This window comes from Natronorubrum amylolyticum (assembly GCF_052040145.1).
GTDB lineage: Archaea > Halobacteriota > Halobacteria > Halobacteriales > Natrialbaceae > Natronorubrum.
In genome coordinates this window covers 630,804-650,283 of the sequence record NZ_JBPPFW010000003.1, presented here as the reverse complement: position 1 = coordinate 650,283, position 19,480 = coordinate 630,804, and the positions used below count along the sequence as shown (strand labels likewise).

Below are 19,480 nucleotides of genomic sequence, written 5' to 3'. Positions count from 1 at the left end.
CGATTTTGGGCATCGTGGCTCGCTCCAGGCACCACCGTCGGCCGCCGGCCACTATCCGAGTGTGGCCCGGACGACCGCCGGTACTGGTGAGATGCATGTCAGTCGCAAGCACCCCGTTTATCGATATCAGCCTGCTAGCTACAGTGCCAGTAACTAACAATGGACACGGACCGTATCTACCGCGCCGCTCGTCGGGGTGAGGTGGCGCGATGAGTTTCGACGACAGCGATGAGCACGACGAGGAGCCGTTCCATCCGCTCGGAGAATCGTGGCAGGACGGTCTCGAGGACGCACTCGAGGACACCGAGTACGACGCGGAGCTGGGGATGGAGATGGCGAAAGACGCCATGCGCGTCACCGAGGGGACACTCTCGGAGGAAGAATTCTACGATCGGTACCACGACGACGTCGTCGAGGAGTTCGGCGAGGATAGCCGACCGATGGCCGAGGAGATCGAGGCCGCTCGGGAGGAGGAAGGGCGGTTCGAGGAGACGCTCTCGCGGTTCGGCGTCGGCGAAGACTCCCGTCGCAGCGTGATGAAAAAGATGGGGGGTGCCGGGGCCGTGGGGCTCGGCGCGTGGGGCGCAACCAACAGCGGCGGCACCGATTCCGCATTCCTCCAAGACGAGGATCAGGAGGCGGACGAGCCGGACGATACGAACGGCGAGGGCGTTCAGTGGGGGATGGCCCTGGACCTCGAGCACTGTGACGGCTGTCTCTCCTGCGTCGTCGCCTGCGCCGAAGAGCACGACTGGGATCAGGGCGCGAACTGGATGTACGTCCTCGCGTACGAGGACGACACCGTCTCGTCGCCCGACGCCGGCGACTTCGAGTCGACGGAGGATTTCGAGTATCTGATCCGGCCCTGTCAACACTGTACCGACGCGCCCTGCGAGAAGGTATGCCCGACGACGGCTCGTCACACCCGCGACTCGGACGGCCTCGTCCTGACCGACTACGACGTCTGTATCGGCTGTCGCTACTGTCAGGTTGCCTGCCCGTACGGTGTCAACTACTTCCAGTGGGAGAATCCGGAGGTGGGTGAGGACGAACTCGACGAGGATCACGTCTACGACGAACGCGACCGTCCCGTCAGCGCCCGCGGCCCGCGCGGCGTCATGGAGAAGTGTACGTTCTGTCCGACCCGACAGGACGGCAGCTTGGGCGACGAAATGGTCGGGACGACCGCCTGCGAGGACGCCTGTCCGCCCGAGGTGATCCAGTTCGGCAACATGAACGATCCGAACAGCGACCCGCAACGCTACATCGAAAACACCGCCAAGAGCCGGACCCTCGTCCGCACTGCCGGCGACCTGCCCAGCCCGGAAGACCTCGAGGAGGCACTCGACGGCGAGGACGACGACCTCGAGTCCATCGTCAACGCCGTCGAAGATCTCGACGAGGAGATGATCGGGAACCTGGTGTCGATCGCGATACTGAGCGACGAGGAGCAACTCGAAACTGAGGAGAACAGTAGTCTCGTCGAACAGGAAGCCGACGCACTCGAACTGGTCGAAGTGCTCGAGGATCACGGCCTCGACCTTGAGGACGAGGAGCTCCTGATCGAACTCGATCTCGCCGAGGAGCCGGACGAAGACGAGGAGTTCGAAGGCCCGAGCGAGGAACTCGCACAGCAGCGACTCGACACGTTCGCGGGCGACCCCGACTCGAAGTTCAAGTTGCTCGAGGGAATCGGGACGGATCCGAACGTCGTTTATCTCGGCAACGAGCCGGGACCGAACGCTCACCAGGTCGAGGGACCGGTGAGCTACGCCGACGTCGGTCAGACGGACGACCGAAAGGACGTCCTCGACGAGGGAACCGTCGGCATCGACGGCCCGTCGCTCTGATCGATCCGGCGACTCGACTCGCCGGCTTCATTACGGCTGGCTCGAACGTCCACGTATGAACGTTCGTCAGCGGGTGATCGTCGGCAGTCTCTGGATCGGGGTCGCGGCGTTGATGGCGATCACGCTCGAGCCGGGGGTTCCGTCGACGGTCGGCGAAATCGCACGGCTGTTCGTCGTGATCGTCGCACTGTTTCTGGCCGTCGTTTACTTCTTCGATCCCTGGAACATCCACGGGCGGTTGATGCCTGACCAAGAGTAATCAGCGGGAAACGTCGGTCATCCCGAAACCGTCGGTCACGCCGGATCGCTCGCCGCTCGTCAGTCGTCCGCCGGTGTAAGCGGCTGCGGATCGGCTGCGAGGAGTCGATCGAGTGCGTCGACCATCGCTTCCACACTGGCCCGCGTGATGTCGGCCTCGCTGCGAGCGACGGTGACTGAGCGATCGTTGCGAACCATCGTCACCTCGACGGTGACGACGGCGTCGGTGCCGCCAGTCACAGCGTCGACGTGGTAGGAGTCGAGTTCGGCGTCGGCCATCGAGCCGAGCGCCTCGCGAACGGCGGAGACGGCGGCGTCGACCGGACCGGAGCCGGTGCCGCTGGCGACGCGCTCCTCGCCGCCGACGGCGAGTCGGATGCTCGCGGTCGGAACGGCTCCGCCGCTCGTCGCGGTGAGGTCGAGCAGTTCGACCACGCGCTCGCGGTCGTCGCCCGTGACGTCCTCCGCGATGGCGAGCAGATCGGCGTCCGTCACCCGGCGGCCGCGGTCGCCGAGTTCGGTGACGCGGGTCGCGATTTCGGCGACGGCGTCGTCGTCGGCCTCGACGCCGTGTTCCTCGAGCGTCGCCTGAACGCCCGCGCGACCGGTGTGTTTGCCGAGTGCGAGCCGTCGCTCCCGCCCGACCGTCTCGGGCGCGTAGGGCTCGTACATCTTGTCGTCCTTGAGCGTGCCGTCGGTGTGGATCCCGCTCTCGTGGGTGAAGGCGTTCTCGCCGATGACGGCCTTATTCGGTGCCAGTTGAATCCCCGTCGCTCGAGAGACCGTCTGAGCGAGGCCGTACAGCTCCTCGAGTTCGAGCGTTTCGACGTCGTAGACGTGAGAGAGCGCGATGGCAACTTCCTCTAAGGCGACGTTGCCGGCGCGTTCGCCGAGGCCGTTGACGGTACAGTGAACCAGATCCGCGCCGGCGGAGACGGCCGACAGCGCGTTCGCGACGCCCAGTCCCAGGTCGTCGTGGGTGTGGGCGCTGACCGGCCCCAGTTCGGCGAGTCGGGAGACCGCCTCGGCGGTTCGTTCGGGACCCGTGTGGCCGACGGTGTCGGCGAAACAGACCCGATCGGCACCGGCGTCGAGCGAGGTTCCCATGAGTTTCTCGAGGTAGTCGAGGTCGGCCCGGGAGCCGTCCTCGCCGATGACCTCGACCCAGAGGTCGTGGTCGGCGGCGTACTCGACGAGCTCGGCGGTCTTCGCGAGGTTATCCTCGCGAGAGGTGCCGACCTTCCCCTCGACGTGACGGTCGCTCGAGGGGACGACGAGGTGGATGCCGTCGACGTCGCAGTCGAGCGCGAGATCGATGTCGGTCCTGATCCCGCGACAGAAACTGGTGACGCGGGCGTCGAGGCCGAGGTCAGTGACGCGGGAAATAGCCTGACGCTCGCCGGCCCCGGTACAGGCGCTGCCGGCCTCGATGACCGAGACGCCGGCGCGCTCGAGTCCACGCGCGATTTCGACTTTCTCGTCGGGCGAAAGCGAGACACCCGGCGCTTGCTCGCCGTCGCGAAGCGTCGTATCGAGAAGGCGGACGGTACGGTCTGGGGAAATCGTCTGCTCGGCGGAGTGAGTCACAGGTACAAGTGAAGAGTGATGGCTTTCATCGCTGAATTTCACGCCCAGCCGGGTTGCCCCGACTTCCTCTATCCTCGGACTCCGGCGTTGAGACGGTATCTCGTGCCATTGTATCTCCCCCTATCGAATCACGGCGACTTAACTCCGCCGGTCACGGTACAACCTGCGAGCGGGTCGTCCACGGAGTCGAAACGTAACGCCGACCCGAACACCCATTCACCTCCCCGTCGTACCCCCACTCGAGTATGGATTCAACTCTGGAGCCGCTCGCGCGCTCGCTTCGCGAGGCCCCGGTCGTCGACAGAGACGGCTACGAGTACTTCGTCCACGGCGTCACCGACGGGGTTCCACCCGTCGAGCCGTCGGTGCTGCGGGCGATCGCGGACGGCATCCGCGAGCGAGTCGACCTCGAGTCCGTCGACACGCTGGTCGCGCCGGAAGCGATGGGCATTCACCACGGGACGGCGCTCTCGCTCGCGACCGACGTCCCGCTGGTCGTCGTCCGCAAGCGCTCCTACGGCTTCCCCGACGAGGTGGCCGTCCATCAGGAGACCAGCTACGGCGAGGACGAACTCTTTTTGAACGGCGTCGACGCTGGCGATCGCGTGGTCGTCGTCGACGACGTCCTCTCCTCCGGCGGAACGATCGACGCCGTTTGCGGGGCGCTCGAGTCCGTGGGTGCCGAGATCGTCGACGTCGTGACCGTTCTCCGACGGATCGACGTCGAGCACGAGGACGTCTCGCGCGACGTGACGAGCCTGCTCGACGTCCGGGTTCGGGACGGAGCAGTCGAGATCGTCGACTGAACGCCGGTCGAAATTACTGTTCGGCGAGAACGAGTTTGTCGCCAGCCTCGACGTTCGCCGCGGCTCCGGCGGGGAGTTCGACGAGCAGGTCGCACTTTTCTCGAGCGAAGCTCCGCCACGGCCGCAGTCGCTCGACGCGTTGGACGACGTCGTCGACGACCCAGACGGCGTCGATGGGAAAGAAGACGAACAGCATGTGCACGTCGCGGATCTTAGCTGTGTTGAACCGGAACACGAGTGCGGAGTCGTCCGGAAAGGACCGGCGAAACATTAGCCCGCGTGTCTGGCTCACGATCGATTCCGCGAGCTCGACGTCCGTCGCCAGCACGTCCTCGTGGCTCACGGCGTCGGTCCCCGCCTCCAAATCGTCACCGCGTCCGACTGTCGAGTGGTGAACCAGCTGCACGCTCTCGGTTCGGGGGGCGAATAGCAAAAATCTTCTCGCTGGCACCAAACGAATCGGTCGTTCGAGGGCCGCTCAGCCGCCGAACGAGAACGTCTCACAGTGACTGGAGAAACCGAAATAAAAGCGATGTCGCCGTCGGTCTACTCGTCGAACGAGAAGGCGTCGTCGTCGGCCGACTCCTCGGACGCGTCCGCGTCCGTCCCGACCGTTTCCTCGCCGAACGAGAACGTCTCCTCACCGGAGCCTTCGTCGGGGGTGCTTTCGTCCGGCTCCGCGACGTCTCCGACGACGGCGGCGCCGGTGGCCGTCTCGAGGGACTCGAGTTCGATACCCGAGGCGCTGCCGTCGGTATCGGTTTCGAACCGGTCGAGCGCCTCCGAGAGCGTCACTGCCTGCTGGGAGAGGTCGTCCGCCGATTCGGAGACCTCCGACAGCGCGGACGTCTGTTCCTCGGCGGACGCGGCGACGTTCTCGGCTTCGGCGGTGGTCTCCTCGGAGATCGTCGCCACCTCGTCGACCATCGCGACGACCTCCTGGGTCGATGCGGCCTGCTCTTCGGTCGCCGCCGAGATCGACTGCACGCCGTCGTTCGTCTTCTGTGCGTACTCCGCGATCTCCTCGAGTGCGGAGCCGGCGTTCGTCACGAGTTCGTTGACCTCCTCGATCTCCTCGCTGGTCTGGTCGACCTCCTCGGCCGACCGCTCGGTCTGGTCCTGGATCTCCTCGAGGCGGGCGCTGATCTCGTCGGTGGCCGTCTTGACGTCCTGGGAGAGCTCCTTGACCTCGGCCGCGACGGCGGCGAACCCGCCGTCGTCACCTGCGGCGGATCTGGACGCCTCGATGTTGGCGTTGAGCGCGAGCATGTTCGTCTGCTCGGCGATCTCGGCGATCCGATCGATTAACTCGTCGACCGTCGCGACCTCGTCACGGAGCTGGTCGAACTCCTCGACGACGGCGTCGCGATCCCGCTCGAGTTCCTCGCAGGCTTCGATGGCGGCGTCGAGCTTTTTGCGCCCGTCGCGACCGGTCTGGGCGGTTCGCTCGGCGACGTCCGCAACCTCGTTCGAGGAGGCGGCGATCTCTTCGGTCGTCGTCGAGAGGTTGTTCATCTCCGCGTCGACGGAACGGAGCGACTCGTACTGCTGGTCCGCGCCGTCGGAGATCTCCTGAACCGACGCGCTGACCTGTTCGCTTGCGGATCTGACCTCCTCGCTCGAGGCCGTCACTTGCTCGCTGGCGGTCGCGACGTCGGTCGCGAACCGGTTGAGGTGGTCGACGGTCGCTTCGATCTCGGTGAGCATCTCGTTGAAGTCGACGGCGATCTCCTCCATGGTCTCGTTGTCCGAGGCGTTCGGATCCATCCGCACGGTGAGGTCGCCGTCCGCAGCGTCCTCCATCACCCCGCAGTAGGTCGTCGCCGCCTGCTTGAGATCGTCGTTAATCCGTTCGACGCGCTCGCGTTCGCGCTCGGCGTCGGCCCTCGCGTCCTCGGCTTCCGTGATCTGCAGTTTCAACTCGTCGCGCATCGAGCCGAAGCCGTCGTACAGTCGGCCGATATTGTCGATCCGCTTGGTCTCGAACTCGACGTCGAGATCACCCTCCTCCATCTGACCGACTTTGTCGGTCAGTCGGTCGATCGACGTCGCCGTACTGCGGCCGATCACGGCACCGACGAGACCGATCAGGAGGACGCCACCCAGCGTGGCCATCGTTCCGTACTGATTGACCGAGTTAACGAAGCCGTAGGCTTCGTCGGTCGAGGTGTGAGAGAGCACGACCCATCCCGTTTCGGTCCCGTGGTACGCCGCAACGTAGCCGTCCGGATCGAAATCGTGTGGCGACGACTGAAGCGCACTGACCGGCTCCTCCTCGAACGTCATCGATCCCGTGTGGGACGCGTTTTCGGACGCCAGCGCCTCGTCCAGAAGCGGGTGCTCGTCCGCGTAGGCGGTCTGGAATCCGGAGTCGACGAACCCGTCCTGTAATCCGTCCGCGCCGCTACCGGTGAGTCTGTCGTCGAGAATGATCTGCCCCTCGCGATCGACGACGACCGTCGATCGTTCGCCCTCGACCGTCGCACCGAGGTCCGTCATCACGTGCTCGAGTTCGAACGACACGACGATCGCCGTGTCGTCCTGGCCGCCCGTGCTGATATAGTACGAGACGACCGGCGTGTCGTCGACGGCGTACGGCTCCGTTCGTTCGACGTTCGACGCCGAAATCTCCGAATCGATTCGGTGTGGCTCGGGGAACGCAACGTCCTCGAGCGTCGCCGCATCCCCCGTCGTCGTCGCCAACAGTTCGTGGCTCTCCTGGTCGACGTAGTGGATCGCTTCGACCTGTCCCGATAACTCGAGTTGGAGGTCGTAGAGATAGGACTGGATCGCTTCTTCGTCACCCGACTCGACGACGGGTGTATCGGACGTACTGGCAGTCCGTCGTTCGTTCTCCTCGTCCCAGTTGTCGATCGTGTTCGCCTCCTGAGCGGCGAGCGATTGTTGGTCTTCCAGCGCGTTCTCTTCGACGCTGTCGGTGATCTGGGCCGTCGCGACAAGTCCGATCGCGCCGACGGAGAGACCGAGTAGTAACAAGGCGATACCGAACTTCAGTGCGTAACTTCGTCGAATCGTCGATGGGACGATCCGTCGTATCGAATCGAGCATTGAGATAGAACAGTTATCATTATTCAAAAAACCTTCCTGTTTGCGCTAGTATCCCGACAGCCTACAGTATCGGAGTGAAAAATGTTATGGCCAGATAGGGTGCGCTGTTGACAGTTGTGTCGAACGGTGCTCGGTGCATTCAAATCAATTCGCTCCCTACCGTGGACTCGACGCATGGAAAAAACGCCCCGGGGGACGTCCGTCGGCGTCGACGACCCGTACGAGTTCGCGGGCGTCTGTGACTACCTCACCGGCGAGGGGCAGTGTCGCTACGCGTTCGACCACTACGAGCACGACCCCGAATTCGCCCGCGAACGCGCGGACGACGACTACGCCTGTCCCGTCGTCGATCCCGAAACCGACGAGACGTGGGCCGACTGCCCGCACTTTCGCTCTCGAAACCACGACCGGGAGTGCGTTCGCTGCGGACTCGAGGAAAAGCGCATGGCTCACGACGACGAGCGCCCGCTGCTCGAGGAGCACCACCTTTCCTACGCCCGCAACGGCGAGGAGCTAACCCACGAGATCACGGTCTACCTCTGTCGGTGGTGCCATTCGAAGGTCCACAACTCGTGGGCCCGGATCACCGACGACGCCGCGCCGGAGCCGGACGCGATCGCCGCGCTCGAACAGCGCCGCGGACGCGAGTACGACGAACTGGGATTCGAGTCGGCCGCGGAACGGTACGGTGAGGGTGAAGACGGCACCGATTGAGGGAAGCGGCCACCCGATGGCCCGCTATCCCGTGTTCTTCATCCCGGCCGCGATCCCCTTGACCGTCAGCCGAAGCGTTCGTTCTTCGATGTCGGTTCGGTGAGTTCGATCGAGGAGGTACACCTGCAGCAGGTTCAGCGGATCGACGTAGGGGTTGCGCCGCGCCAGGTTCTCGCCGAGCCAGTCGCGGGTGTGGAGGGTCTCTCGTTGGCCGATGGTGGTGATCAACTCGGTCGCTCGGTCGTACTCGTCGGTCACTCGCGGGAAGAACCGACTGCGGAGCTCTTCGTCCGCCAGATCGGCGTACTGTTCGGCGATCTCGAGTTCGGTCCGGGACAGCGAGAGCGCGGCGTTGTCGAGCGTGGTCCGGAAGAACGACCACTCCTCGTACATCTCCTGGAGAGTGTCCACCGAGCCGCCATCGTCTAGGTAGGCGTCGAGACCCGTCGCGAGGGCGTACCACCCGGGCAGGATACAGCGGGACTGCGTCCACGAGAACACCCACGGAATCGCCCGCAGGTCCTCGACGGTTCGCTCGCCGCTGCGCGAGGCGGGACGCGACCCCAGATCGAGGTCCTCGATGACCGTGATCGGCGTCGCCTGCTCGAAGTACCGGACGAAGCCGTCGCTCTCGAGGAGGTCGCGGTACTCGCGGCGGGCGGCGTCGGCCATGGTCTCCATCGCTTCGACCCACTCGTCGCGCACCTCCTCTTCGGGCTGCTCTTTGGCGTACAGCCGCGCGCGAAGCTGTGCGTTGACCATCTGTTCGATGTTGCGCTCGGCGATGCGCGGGTTGGCGTACTTCTCGGCGATCGCCTCGCCCTGCTCGGTGAACTTGACCTGCCCCGTCACCGTGCTGTTCGGCAGCGCCAGCAGCGCCTCGTTCATCGGGCCGCCGCCCCGCGAAATGGAGCCCCCGCGGCCGTGGAACAGTCGCATCGTCACGTCGTGATCGTCGCAGATCTCGCCCAGTCGACGCTGGTTCTTGTACAGCGACCAGTTGGCCGCGAGGAAGCCGTTCTCCTTGTTCGAGTCGGAGTAGCCAAGCATGATCTCCTGGGTGCGCCCGCGCGCCTCGAGCGCCTGCGCGTAGGCCTCGTTCTCGAAGAGCGTCCCCATGATCCGGCGAGCGCCGGAGAGGGCGTATTCCGTCTCGAGCAGCGGGACGATGTCGAGTCCGCAGTGTTCGGGCAGGGAGACGACGCCGGCCTGGTCGGCTAGGAAGAGTACCTCGAGGACGTGGCTGGGTTCGTCGGTCATCGAGATCGCGTAGGTGTCGATGGCGTGGACGCCGTACTCGGTCTGCCAGTCCCCGAGGTTGGCGAACAGGTCGAGGACCTTCGTCGATGATTCCGAGAGATCCTCGGTTTCAGAGAGGTCGACGACGGGTTCGTCCTGCAGAATCGCCTCGGTCAGCAGGTCGGCACGCTCTTGTTCGTCCATGGCGTGGTAGTCGATCCCCTCGCGATCGAGGGCCTCCGCGATGGCGTCGGTATGGTTCTGCTGGTGTTCGCGCAGGTCCAGACTGGCGAGCGAGAAGCCGAAGGTGGCGACCTGTCGCCGGATCGGATCGACGTGGGCCTCGGCGACGCTCTCCGCGCCGTTGTTCCGGAGGCTCCGGGCGATGATCTCGAGGTCGTCGAGCAGGTCGTCGACCTCGTCGTAGCCGCCTGGGCGGACGTCGCCGACGCGCTGGAGCCGTTCGCGCATCAGCTTGAGCTTCTGTCGGTACGGTTCGTCGGGGTAGCGCTCCTCTGCAGTTCGGGCGCTGCCGGGCAGTCGCTCCCGATCGTCCTCGAGCGTGACCAAGAAGTCGGAGCCGGGGTCGATCCGGCTCCCGTCCTGACTGAGGACGCCCGACAATCGTTTGAGCTCCTCGCGATACTTCTCGAGGATCACCGAGCGCTGGCGTTCCAGCGTGTTCGCGGTCACCTCCGGGGTTACGTAGGGATTCCCGTCCCGGTCGCTACCCGCCCACGATCGGAACTCGAACAGCTTTGGGATCTCGAGGTCGCCTTCGACTTCGTCGTCGATCGCGTCCGCCAGTTCGTCGTACACTTCGCCGACGACGTCGAACAGCGTGTTCTCGAGGTACCACTGGACGTTTCGCGCCTCGTCTTCGGGCTCGGGCTGGCGGTTCCGGACCTGTGGCGTCTGCCAGAGGCTCGTCACTTCGGCGTCGATATCCCGCCAGACCTGTCCCTCCTCCTTCTCGGTCAGCAGCCGCTCGTCGAGCGTCTCGAGTTCGGTCGAGATCGTTCGCAGCTTCGATTTGACCGTCTTGCGTCGGGCTTCCGTCGGGTGGGCCGTAAACGTCGGCTCGATCAGCACGTCGTCTAAGACCTGTTTGACGGTGTCGACGTCGCTATTACCCAGCTCTTCGGCCGCGGTCTCGAGGCTGTCCTCGAGGGTTCCCTCGTGGGACTCCGTCCGAATCGTCCGTACCCGCTCGCGCTCTTCGGCAAGGTTGATCAGTTCGAAGTAGGTCGTAAACCCCCGAGCGACGACTCGCTGATGGTGTGGCGACAGTCCGCGAAGATCCGCGATGAGCGCGTCGCGCGAGTCGAGTTCGCCCGATCGGTAATCGATCGCGGCTTGGCGACACGATTCGACCGTTTCGAACGCCCGTCGAGAGGTCTGGTCCTCCAAGACGTCGCCGAGCAACGCACCGAGCTCTCGGACGTCCTGTCTGATCTCCCTGTTGTGAAGTCGCATACCAAGAGCGTACGGCTTCTACCCCAAAAACCCCCGTGGAGGGTCCGTATCTCCCATTTCATCCTTTTCCGTGATAGTTACTGACGGTGACCGATTGGAGCGAAATCTGTCGATCACCGAGTCGGCAATTTGTCATGTACTCACACCTCGGTGTAGACCGATCAGTAGCGTTCACGTGCGAATTAGCAACTCGAATCCGAGTACTTTTCTCGGGACCGACAGTAGCCTGCGACGAGACCGTCATTCAATTATTTTGATCGATGATGATGGATGTTCCGACGAAACTGATGGGATCGAACTGGCGCGCGCACTCCTCGCGGGCGCATATTAGTTGGTCTTGTGACACATTGGCGAGGTCGATCCCACCCCGTGTCGACCGCGTCAGCCACCGCGTTTTCGATACCAGACTCGAGCTCCGACCGGCGACTCGTCCGCCTCGAGATCCAGTCTGCGCAACACTAGCTCCTGTATGGCGGGCGTGACAACGAGTTCGACCGTCCCTCCACTGTCTGCCTGTAGTTCGAAAACGCAGTGTCCATCCCGCTCGTTAATGCGTTCGATCGTCCCGACCGACCACCGATCGATATCGTGGGTCGGTTCTCGAGCGTGGATTCGATCGTGATTCATAGACGGATGGAGGTCGAGCAAACGGTTGAAGCCACGGTGCCGACGGTGCGAGTTTGCCCGCACTGTCCGTCAGTAATCGCCGAGCACGCCGAGCCGCCTCGCTCTGCGGGTCGCGTACTGAAAGACCGCGTAGCCCAACACCACGTAGCCGACAGCGACCGCGACCAAGAGCCCGAGTTCGGTCGGCGAGAACTCCCAGAGACGAACGCCGTCGACCATCGCCCGCTGGAGGAGTGCGCTTCCGTGAGCGAGGGGGAGAAATCGCATCCAGCCGAGTTCGAACGCGGGTGCCGAAATCAGGACGATGAATCCGAACTGGAGGAGATTCAGCCAGTTTCCGACCTGTTTGTAGAGCACCGTGACGCCGCCGGCCGCCAGACCGAGTCCGAGCACCGACACGATGCTGAGCGTCGCGACGACGACGATCGTAACCAGGTTTAGTTCGAGCGTCGTCCCGGTGATCAGGATCATCGCGACCAGAATCACCGTCGAGGTGATAAACGTCCGAACGATCTTCGCGACGCCTTTCAGCATCGCGACGGGTGCGAACCCGAACGGCGTCATCACGTGGCGCTCGAGGGTGCCCCACTGCACTTCGCTCCCGATATCGTTCGAGATGGCGGAGTACGCCCCCACCGACAGCGTCCACAGGAAGTAGCCGACGATGATCCCTTCGATCGAGTCGGTGAGCGCTTGTCCGGCGACCATCTGCCCGCCGTAAAAGAGCACCCCGAAAAAGAACAGGGAGATGACGATCCCGCCGATAGCGTTCGCCGGATAGCGCACGAAAATCAGAAACTCGCGGTAGAGCACGGCCCGCGCGAGGTGATAGTAACCGGCTGGTTGCGGCGTTACGTCCTCCTCCTGCAGCCGTTGGCTCATCGTTCCCCCCGGTCGACCGCCGTCAAATCGACGAACACGTCCTCGAGGTCGGGTTCGATCGTCCGGACGCGCTCGAGCGTCACGTCCGCGGCGCGGAGCGTGTCCAACAACTCGTAGAACCCGTCGCTGTCCGTCGTCAGTTCGATCATGTTACCACGGTCGTACGGCTCGACGCGAATCCCGGCGAATCGGTCCTCGAGACGCGACACGATCGCCGCGTCGAGATCACGACTCGCGATCTGCACGCGGTGTCGATCCGTCCCGTCCAGCAGCGCCGCCACGGTGTCGTCGGCGATGATCGCTCCGCCGGACATGATGAGGACGCGGTCACAGACCGTCTCGACGACGTCCATGTCGTGGCTGCTGAGGATAACGGTGAGATCCTCTTCCTCGACGAGCCGTCGCAACTCCCGCTGGAGCGTTCGGGAGCTTTCGATGTCCAGCCCCAGCGTCGGTTCGTCGAGAAAGACGACTTCCGCACCTCCCGCGAGAACGCTCGCCAACGACACTTTCTGCTTCATCCCGCGCGATAGCTCGCGGACGGGAACGTCCGCTTTTTCTTCGAGCCCCAACTGCGTCAGGAGCCGGTCGTGACGGTCGCGCACCGAATCCGGATCGACCCCGCTGATCGTCGCGAAGTACCGAAGGTTCTCCCGAACGGTGAGCCGCCAGTAATCGTTTCGCGCCCCCTCGAGCATCGCGTCGACGTACGCGTACGCCTCTCGAGGCCGATCGTAAACGTCGATCCCCCGTATTCGAACGGTCCCCGCGTCCGGCAACACCATTCCGAGAATCGACTTGATGAGCGTCGTCTTCCCGGCCCCGTTCGGCCCGAGCAATCCCACTATCGATCCCGTTTCGATCTCGAAGGAGACGTTGTCTACGGCGGTCACCGCCGTCGGGCCGTCACCGAATCGCTTGCTGAGTCCGGCAACGGAAACGGCGACGTCGTGACGGTTCGTTCTCGCGGTCTCGGTCCCGGCAGCGACGTCGCCCCCGGTGAGTGGAACGGCATCGGCCGACGAGGATCCAGCGGATTCCACAGCGACTCTTCCACTGGGCCGGGAGCCAGCGACTTCCTCGTTCGTCGATCCGTCGTTGTCTCGCACGGTCACTGTGCCAATTTAAGCGCGGTAGCTACAAAAGCGCGCGGCCAACGGGAGTTCGATACCGATCCGAGACTGCAACGGTTCCACTCGACAGGCTACAGAACTCCGCGCCACTGCGGGAACGGAAGTGACCTACAGCACATCCGTCGATCCAGCGCCACGTTTTTACGAACTAGCCGTGTCGATGGCACCGTGGGACGCTATCAACCCGGGCAACACGATTCGTTTATTAGCTGTGATACGCCTCGTTGCGGGGCGAGCAACGCTCCTGAAGGATCTCCGGAGTACGATACCGACTGCTGGCGGTGTGGGGAACCGCTCGGTGGGAAGCCCGAACCAGGTGACACCGTTCACGTCGACATCGTCGACGAGAAAGCCGACGGGACGCTCGTCTGTAAAACGGAAAGCGGATTCGTCCTCTTTCTCGAGGCGGATATCGCGGCGATCGAAGCGACGGTTCGAGTGACGTCCGTCGACGAGACGTACGGCGAAGCGGACCTCGTCGAAACGGGCTCGTAGCTAGGGCTTGGTAGTTTCTTACCAGTTCGACATCAACTTCGAAGGGAACTGTCGTCTCCGGCCGGACCGTGAGCAGCTGATTCCGAGTTGGATCTGATGAAGGTGGCCGAGCATGTCAACACCGGCAACGGTGACTGTTGACCTACGATGGAGTACAAGCGACACGCTCATCGGTCGATCCACTGTTCTCGAGTTCGACGGTCATCTCGAGAAGAGTACCGCCCTCTCGATCGGGGTTGTTAGCTCGACGATGTCGATAGAGATGTGGCTGATTGCTTACTAACCCGTGCCACAATCGGCAGTGCGCTGAACGAACTCACTGACCTTGCTTCAAAAAAGCTCCCTTAACAAGACCATAGTGATGCGAGTCATCAGAGACGGTTCTGGAATAATGAACGATTCTGATGACCGTGTCGAACACTCGGAACAACGTCGCCGATCCCGACGGCTTTTCATGCAGTCGGCCGGTGCAGTGGGGTTCGGCCTGGCTGCCGGCCCGTCGATCGCCGGCTCCCAGGAGGACGACGAGTACGAAGGCACCGACACGGACGCGGCTGAAGCGTTGGACGGCTGTCCGCCAACCGAGATCGAACCCGGTCTGCACGGGTTCGTGCCGGACAACGGCGAGGTGGGGGACGGGGTCGGCGACTCGGTCGCCATCGACGGCGACACGGCGATTGTCGCGCCGGCCAACCTCCTCGACCTTGAGCAAGCCGAGTTCCACAACTTCACAGCCGATCCTGCGACAGCGTACGTGTTCACGTACGACGACGACAGGTGGTGCCAGCAGGCGACGCTCGTCGCAGACGAAGGCGGTTCGGACGGGGACGACGAGCACTACTACAGCGGGTCCGCGGTCAGCCTCGACGGCGACACGGCGGTCGTCGGTGATGTCAACCACGACGGGGTCGATGTGGATACCGGCGCGGCGTTCGTATTCACCCGCGACGGAGACACGTGGTCCCAGGAAGCGAAACTTACAGCTGCGGACGGCCAGCGCCACGACCGTTTTGGAGGGGCGATCAGTCTCGACGGCGACACAGCACTCGTGGGGGCACACCTCGAGGACGAACGCGGTTTCCAGGCGGGCGCGGCCTACGTATTTACGCGCGATGGGGACACGTGGTCCCAGGAGGCAAAGCTCACAGCCGAAGACGGCGCGAACCTCGACCTGTTCGGCGTATCGGTCGCCCTCGATGGTGACACAGCACTCGTTAGCGCACCGTTCAAAGCCGAGAACGGGAACTGGACCGGCACCGCGTACGTGTTCGCACGTGAGGGAGGGTCGTGGTCACAGGAAACGAAAGTGCTCGCAGACGACGGCGCGGAGGGCGACCGGTTCGGCCAGGCGGTCGCCCTCGACGGCGACACGGCCGTCGTCGGCGCACCCTACAACAACGAGAACGGAGAGGACGCGGGCGCGGCGTACGTGTTCGCACGTGAGGGAGGGTCGTGGTCACAGGAGACGAAGGTGCTCGCTGACGACGGCACGGAGCGCGAGCAGTTCGGCTGGTCGATCGGCCTCGATGGGGACCGGGCGGTCGTCGGGATGTGGCACGTACTCCGAGGAGGTGTCCCCGCGACGGGTGCGGCCTACCTGTTCGCCCGAGACGGAGGGTCGTGGGGCCAGGAGGCGACGCTGCTCGCCCCAGACGGAGCGGACGGCGACGATTTCGGCCGGGCCGTCGATCTCGGCGACGAGACGATCCTCGCCGGCGCACCGGGCAGCGACGAGGCAGGTTCGACGTACGCGTTCGACCTCGCGACGTGGGAACCGACCGACCCCGACGACAAGGGGCCGGATGGGGAGCCGACCAAAATCGATTCCTGTACGGTGATCACTGAACCCGGCGAGTACGAACTCGTTTCCGACCTCGCGCCAAGCGAGCTCGATCAGCCCGCCTGCATCGTCATCGACAGCGACAACGTCACGCTCCGCGGGCAAGGACACACAATCAACGCCAGCGACGCGACCTACGTGGAAGGTGACAACTCGGAGGGGTACGACCGACCACCCTGCATCGCCGTCCACCCCTTCCGGAACGGACTGGGTGAGGACAACTGGAACACCGTCGTCGAGGACGTCGTCGTAACCGGCGGGCACGCGGGTGTGGCCGCCCGACTCTCCAGCGGCGGCCACTACGAGGACGTCAGGGCGGTGGACAACGACCACGGCTTCCTCTTCGAGAGTGACGGCGGGCTCGTTCGGAACTGTGTCGTCGAGGACAACGACCGGGGAGTAACTGTGACGACGGTTTCGGGGCCTCGTAGCCGGTTCCAGGCTGACCTCGAGGACTGCACCATCCAGGGCAACGGGACTGGGCTGTGGATCGACCAGGGGATGGACGCTACGGCCGTCCGATGCCGCATCCTCGAGAACGGTACCGGCGTCCTGGCTGTGCCGTTCGCCCTCGAGCCCGACCGGTTGTCGCCGACGGTGGCCCTCGAGAAGTGTCACGTCTGCCGGAACGAGGACTACGGCGTTCGCGCCCGCACCGACCCGTTGGCCGAGGACGCCGACGCACTCGAGCACGGGCGAGAAGGCATCGTTCTGGCGGTCGATAACTACTGGGGTGGCGCGGACGGTCCCTCGAGCTTCGGCGATCCGCCGGAGCCGTACACGGACCCGGAGACGGGTCGTCCCGCCGACGGCGACGGGGACGCCGTCTCGCAATCGCTGGAGTCTAGCGTCTCAAACGTCCGCTTCGATCCGTTCCTCGAATTGCCACTCGACGAGGTCGGCGTCCGTCGCTAACTCACTGTCGGGCGTCGGCCCCTGCAGGTATCCTCGTACCGACCTGGGTTCACGTAGCCGTAGCTGTCGGTTACTGACGTGGAATCGTATCGAGTTGCCCGTACTCTCAGCGATCTCTGAATCGCAAGACGGCATCGGGATCGATTCACCATTTGAATCGCATTGCCCGTGAACGTACGTTTACCGATGGTTAGTCCACGGCGAAACCACGAGAGGGCGTCGGGAGAAGTGCTCCGTCAGGAATACGAACTACGCGAAACGCTCGCTAGCGCTCACGTTTCTCTACTTCGAATCCTGGATCGCATCTGCTGTTCACGTATTGTTCGCAGCAGAATGCTCCGTCAGGGATTCGAACCCTAGTCATTGCCGTGAGAGGGCAATATGATTGGCCGGACTACACCAACGGAGCGTACTACATCACACAGTTGTGCGGTGGACAGTTTAAGGATTCCGTTTCGATTCGTCACTGTCGCTTCGTACCACAGATTCGAACGGTGACACGACCGTCACTCCTCGAAGGGAGATTTGGTCGCCTCGGGCTCGAACCCCTCGAGGCTGATGATGTTCTCGCGGCCGACGCGAAGCTTGCTGATGGTCCCCTCCTCTTCCATATCGGAGAGGAGCATGCTGACCTTGGACTTCGACCAGCCCGTCTCCTCGACGATGTTGACCTGCTTCATTCGGCCACCGTTCTTGCGAATGAGCCTGACGACTCGATCCTCGTCGGTGAGCAGTTCCTCGTTGGTCAGCGGGCTGGCACCGTTCGTCGAGTCGTCGTCGTGGCTCTCGCCTGCGGACGGCGGCGCTGTGTCCAGGTCCGTCTGCTCGGCTGACGTGACGTTCGCCTGCGTCGTCGCGCCGGCGGCGGCCGTGCGATCGTCGGTCCCGGATCCAGAGTGTTGGCGTCGGTACCAGACGGCGGCGCCACCGATCCCCAGCACGACGAGCGCGCCGAGAGCCAGGTGCCACGCCGCGTCGTCGCTGTTCGTGATCGACGAAACGGCCGAGCCAGTCTCGTCGTTCCCGCCGCCCCCACCGTCCGTGACGAAGACGGCGCGCGGATTGCCGTCGAGGAACTGCTGTTCGCCCTGCCACAGTACCGAGTCGGCGTTCTCGAGCGTGTTGTGTGAGGGCCGGGCCTCGTCTTCGGGCCCGATACGATCGAACGTGAGGCCGTCGCCGGCGATGATCACGATCGACTGATCCGAGCCGATATACATCCCTTCGAAGACGTCGCCGACTTCGACGGTCCCGTCTTCGACCTTCGCGAAGCCGTTCCAGGTGAACGACATCTCGACGATCCCTCGAGTTCCGAACCGATCATCGACCGTCGCCGATCGATTGAAGTTCGTCGCCTCCATCTCCCGGTCGGTCGTCTCGGCGCCGCTTTCGGTCATCCCGTGGGTCCGCGTGACGAATCGCTCGTACAGTCCGGTCTCTTCTTCCTCGAACTCCTCGGCGAACTCCTCGAAGGCCGCGCGCTCCTCGGACTCGTTTTCGGTGTCGAAGCGCTGTTCGTGCCGGAAGGTCCACGTTGCACTGCCGTTTTCGTGGACGGTGATCTGGAACGTCGTCGTGTCGAAGTCCTGTGAGTCACCGGCGATCGACTCGTCAGCCATCGTGTCGGTTGTACTCGAGCCCTGAACGGTCGACAGCGTCGCTGGGGCCGGCTGAGACGAGGCGCTCTCGCCGCCACCGGCGACGGACATCGCCATCGGGACCCCGACACCGGTGCTGCCGGCGAGAAAACCGATAACGACGAGGGCGACAATGGCGACGGAGACCGACCGGTTCATTCGTCTACCACTACGTGGCGGAGCTAAAAATGCTTGTGAATACCGGAACCCCCCAACAGTCATCGCGAGCTCGTCGATCGAGAGCGGAGATACCGCTCGTCGAAGCGTGTCGATACGCACAAACCAGTCGATAGCGTAGCCACGGCCATGATCGCCAATCTCGCGCAGGGCGTCCAGGTGTTCACGAGCAACGTCTACCTCGTCGACGGCGAGCGAACCGTGCTGGTCGATCCGGGGGCGAACTTCGACGTCGTTAGCGCCGTTCGCGAGCGAGTCGACGACCTCGACGCCGTCGTGCTCACGCACACGCACCGGGACCACGTCGGCAATCTCGAGGCCGTCACAGACGCCTTCGACGTCGACGCGTGGGGGTACGACACCTCGATCGACGGCGTCGATCACGCTATCGAGGACGAGGAGACGATCCAACTCGGGGACGACGAGTACGTCGCCCTCCACACGCCGGGGCACAAGAACGACCACCTTTGTTTCTACGCGGCCGACGCGGGCATCCTCTTCGCGGGCGACCTCGTCTTCCAGAACGGGAGTTTCGGGCGCACCGACCTCGAGGAGGGCGACCGCGAGCTATTGATCGAGAGCATCGATCGACTGCTCGAGCGGATCGACGAGGGCCTCGAGGAGATGCACACAGGACACGGTCCGAGCGTGACGAACAACCCGTACGATCACGTGGAGCTATCGGCCCGAATGGCCCGGCAGGCCTGAGTCGCGGGCTGCCGAGATAGCGTCCATCCCCTCGTATCGAATTGGGCTCGACGCCACGACCGAACTC

Annotated in this window: 15 protein-coding genes and 1 tRNA gene; 7 read left to right on the top strand and 9 right to left on the bottom strand. The window is 63.9% G+C overall.

The genetic code is table 11. The annotated features are described in order from the left end of the window. The first annotated feature begins 209 nt into the window (after positions 1-209). Together ACSFDB_RS14600 and ACSFDB_RS14595 are read left to right on the top strand one after the other, a co-directional pair. Positions 210-1,850 carry a 4Fe-4S ferredoxin N-terminal domain-containing protein gene (locus tag ACSFDB_RS14600; protein ID WP_440771677.1) on the top strand — a complete coding sequence of 547 codons (1,641 nt, stop codon included), beginning with the start codon at positions 210-212 and terminating at the stop codon, positions 1,848-1,850. A gap of 55 nt (positions 1,851-1,905) precedes the next feature. Next, positions 1,906-2,109: a hypothetical protein gene (locus ACSFDB_RS14595; protein ID WP_440771676.1), complete on the top strand. Its 204-nt coding sequence runs from the start codon at positions 1,906-1,908 to the stop codon at positions 2,107-2,109. Positions 2,110-2,168: 59 nt separating this feature from the next. On the opposite strand, the gene ACSFDB_RS14590 is transcribed toward ACSFDB_RS14595, so the two are convergent. After that, on the bottom strand, positions 2,169-3,695 hold the full coding sequence (locus ACSFDB_RS14590) for a (R)-citramalate synthase (protein WP_440771675.1): 1,527 nt from the start codon (positions 3,693-3,695) through the stop codon (positions 2,169-2,171). Between the two features lie 245 nt (positions 3,696-3,940). Here ACSFDB_RS14590 and hpt point away from each other — a divergent pair, with 245 nt between their 5' ends. Beyond that, entirely contained in the window at positions 3,941-4,501 is a 561-nt protein-coding gene (hpt, locus tag ACSFDB_RS14585) for a hypoxanthine/guanine phosphoribosyltransferase (RefSeq protein ID WP_440771674.1), read from the top strand. 13 nt (positions 4,502-4,514) lie between these two features. On the opposite strand, the gene ACSFDB_RS14580 is transcribed toward hpt, so the two are convergent. Then, positions 4,515-4,907, bottom strand: coding sequence for a DUF192 domain-containing protein (locus ACSFDB_RS14580; protein WP_440771673.1), 393 nt, complete (start codon positions 4,905-4,907; stop codon positions 4,515-4,517). 140 nt (positions 4,908-5,047) lie between these two features. Then, positions 5,048-7,570 carry a methyl-accepting chemotaxis protein gene (locus ACSFDB_RS14575; protein ID WP_440771672.1) on the bottom strand — a complete coding sequence of 841 codons (2,523 nt, stop codon included), beginning with the start codon at positions 7,568-7,570 and terminating at the stop codon, positions 5,048-5,050. Between the two features lie 174 nt (positions 7,571-7,744). Between ACSFDB_RS14575 and ACSFDB_RS14570 the strand changes: the two genes are divergently transcribed. Continuing rightward, positions 7,745-8,284 carry a DUF7097 family protein gene (locus ACSFDB_RS14570; RefSeq protein ID WP_440771671.1) on the top strand — a complete coding sequence of 180 codons (540 nt, stop codon included), beginning with the start codon at positions 7,745-7,747 and terminating at the stop codon, positions 8,282-8,284. Between the two features lie 24 nt (positions 8,285-8,308). On the opposite strand, the gene ppc is transcribed toward ACSFDB_RS14570, so the two are convergent. The 4 genes from ppc to ACSFDB_RS14550 all read right to left on the bottom strand — a co-directional run bounded on the left by ppc (position 8,309) and on the right by ACSFDB_RS14550 (position 13,623). After that, on the bottom strand, positions 8,309-10,999 hold the full coding sequence (ppc, locus tag ACSFDB_RS14565) for a phosphoenolpyruvate carboxylase (RefSeq protein WP_440771670.1): 2,691 nt from the start codon (positions 10,997-10,999) through the stop codon (positions 8,309-8,311). A gap of 381 nt (positions 11,000-11,380) precedes the next feature. Further along, on the bottom strand, positions 11,381-11,626 hold the full coding sequence (locus tag ACSFDB_RS14560; protein ID WP_440771669.1) for a DUF7861 family protein: 246 nt from the start codon (positions 11,624-11,626) through the stop codon (positions 11,381-11,383). A 69-nt stretch (positions 11,627-11,695) separates the two neighbouring features. After that, a complete protein-coding gene (locus ACSFDB_RS14555; RefSeq protein WP_440771668.1) occupies positions 11,696-12,508 on the bottom strand; it encodes an ABC transporter permease in 813 nt (270 codons plus the stop codon). Beyond that, positions 12,505-13,623, bottom strand: a complete 1,119-nt coding sequence (locus ACSFDB_RS14550; protein WP_440771667.1) for an ABC transporter ATP-binding protein — start codon at positions 13,621-13,623, stop codon at positions 12,505-12,507. Before ACSFDB_RS14550 ends, ACSFDB_RS14555 begins: the two co-directional genes overlap by 4 nt. 186 nt (positions 13,624-13,809) lie before the next feature. Here ACSFDB_RS14550 and ACSFDB_RS14545 point away from each other — a divergent pair, with 186 nt between their 5' ends. After that, positions 13,810-14,136: a TRAM domain-containing protein gene (locus tag ACSFDB_RS14545; protein WP_440771666.1), complete on the top strand. Its 327-nt coding sequence runs from the start codon at positions 13,810-13,812 to the stop codon at positions 14,134-14,136. A gap of 454 nt (positions 14,137-14,590) precedes the next feature. Next, the gene (locus ACSFDB_RS14540; RefSeq protein WP_440771665.1) at positions 14,591-16,891 is read left to right on the top strand and encodes a right-handed parallel beta-helix repeat-containing protein; all 2,301 of its coding nucleotides are present in this window, start codon (positions 14,591-14,593) and stop codon (positions 16,889-16,891) included. 334 nt (positions 16,892-17,225) lie between these two features. On the opposite strand, the gene ACSFDB_RS14535 is transcribed toward ACSFDB_RS14540, so the two are convergent. Together ACSFDB_RS14535 and ACSFDB_RS14530 are read right to left on the bottom strand one after the other, a co-directional pair. Further along, positions 17,226-17,300 (bottom strand) — tRNA-Glu (locus tag ACSFDB_RS14535). Positions 17,301-17,397: 97 nt separating this feature from the next. Next, the gene (locus ACSFDB_RS14530) at positions 17,398-18,687 is read right to left on the bottom strand and encodes a helix-turn-helix transcriptional regulator (RefSeq protein ID WP_440771664.1); all 1,290 of its coding nucleotides are present in this window, start codon (positions 18,685-18,687) and stop codon (positions 17,398-17,400) included. A 147-nt stretch (positions 18,688-18,834) separates the two neighbouring features. On the opposite strand from ACSFDB_RS14530, the gene ACSFDB_RS14525 reads away from it, so the two are divergent. Beyond that, a complete protein-coding gene (locus tag ACSFDB_RS14525; RefSeq protein WP_440771663.1) occupies positions 18,835-19,413 on the top strand; it encodes an MBL fold metallo-hydrolase in 579 nt (192 codons plus the stop codon). Positions 19,414-19,480: the final 67 nt, after the last annotated feature.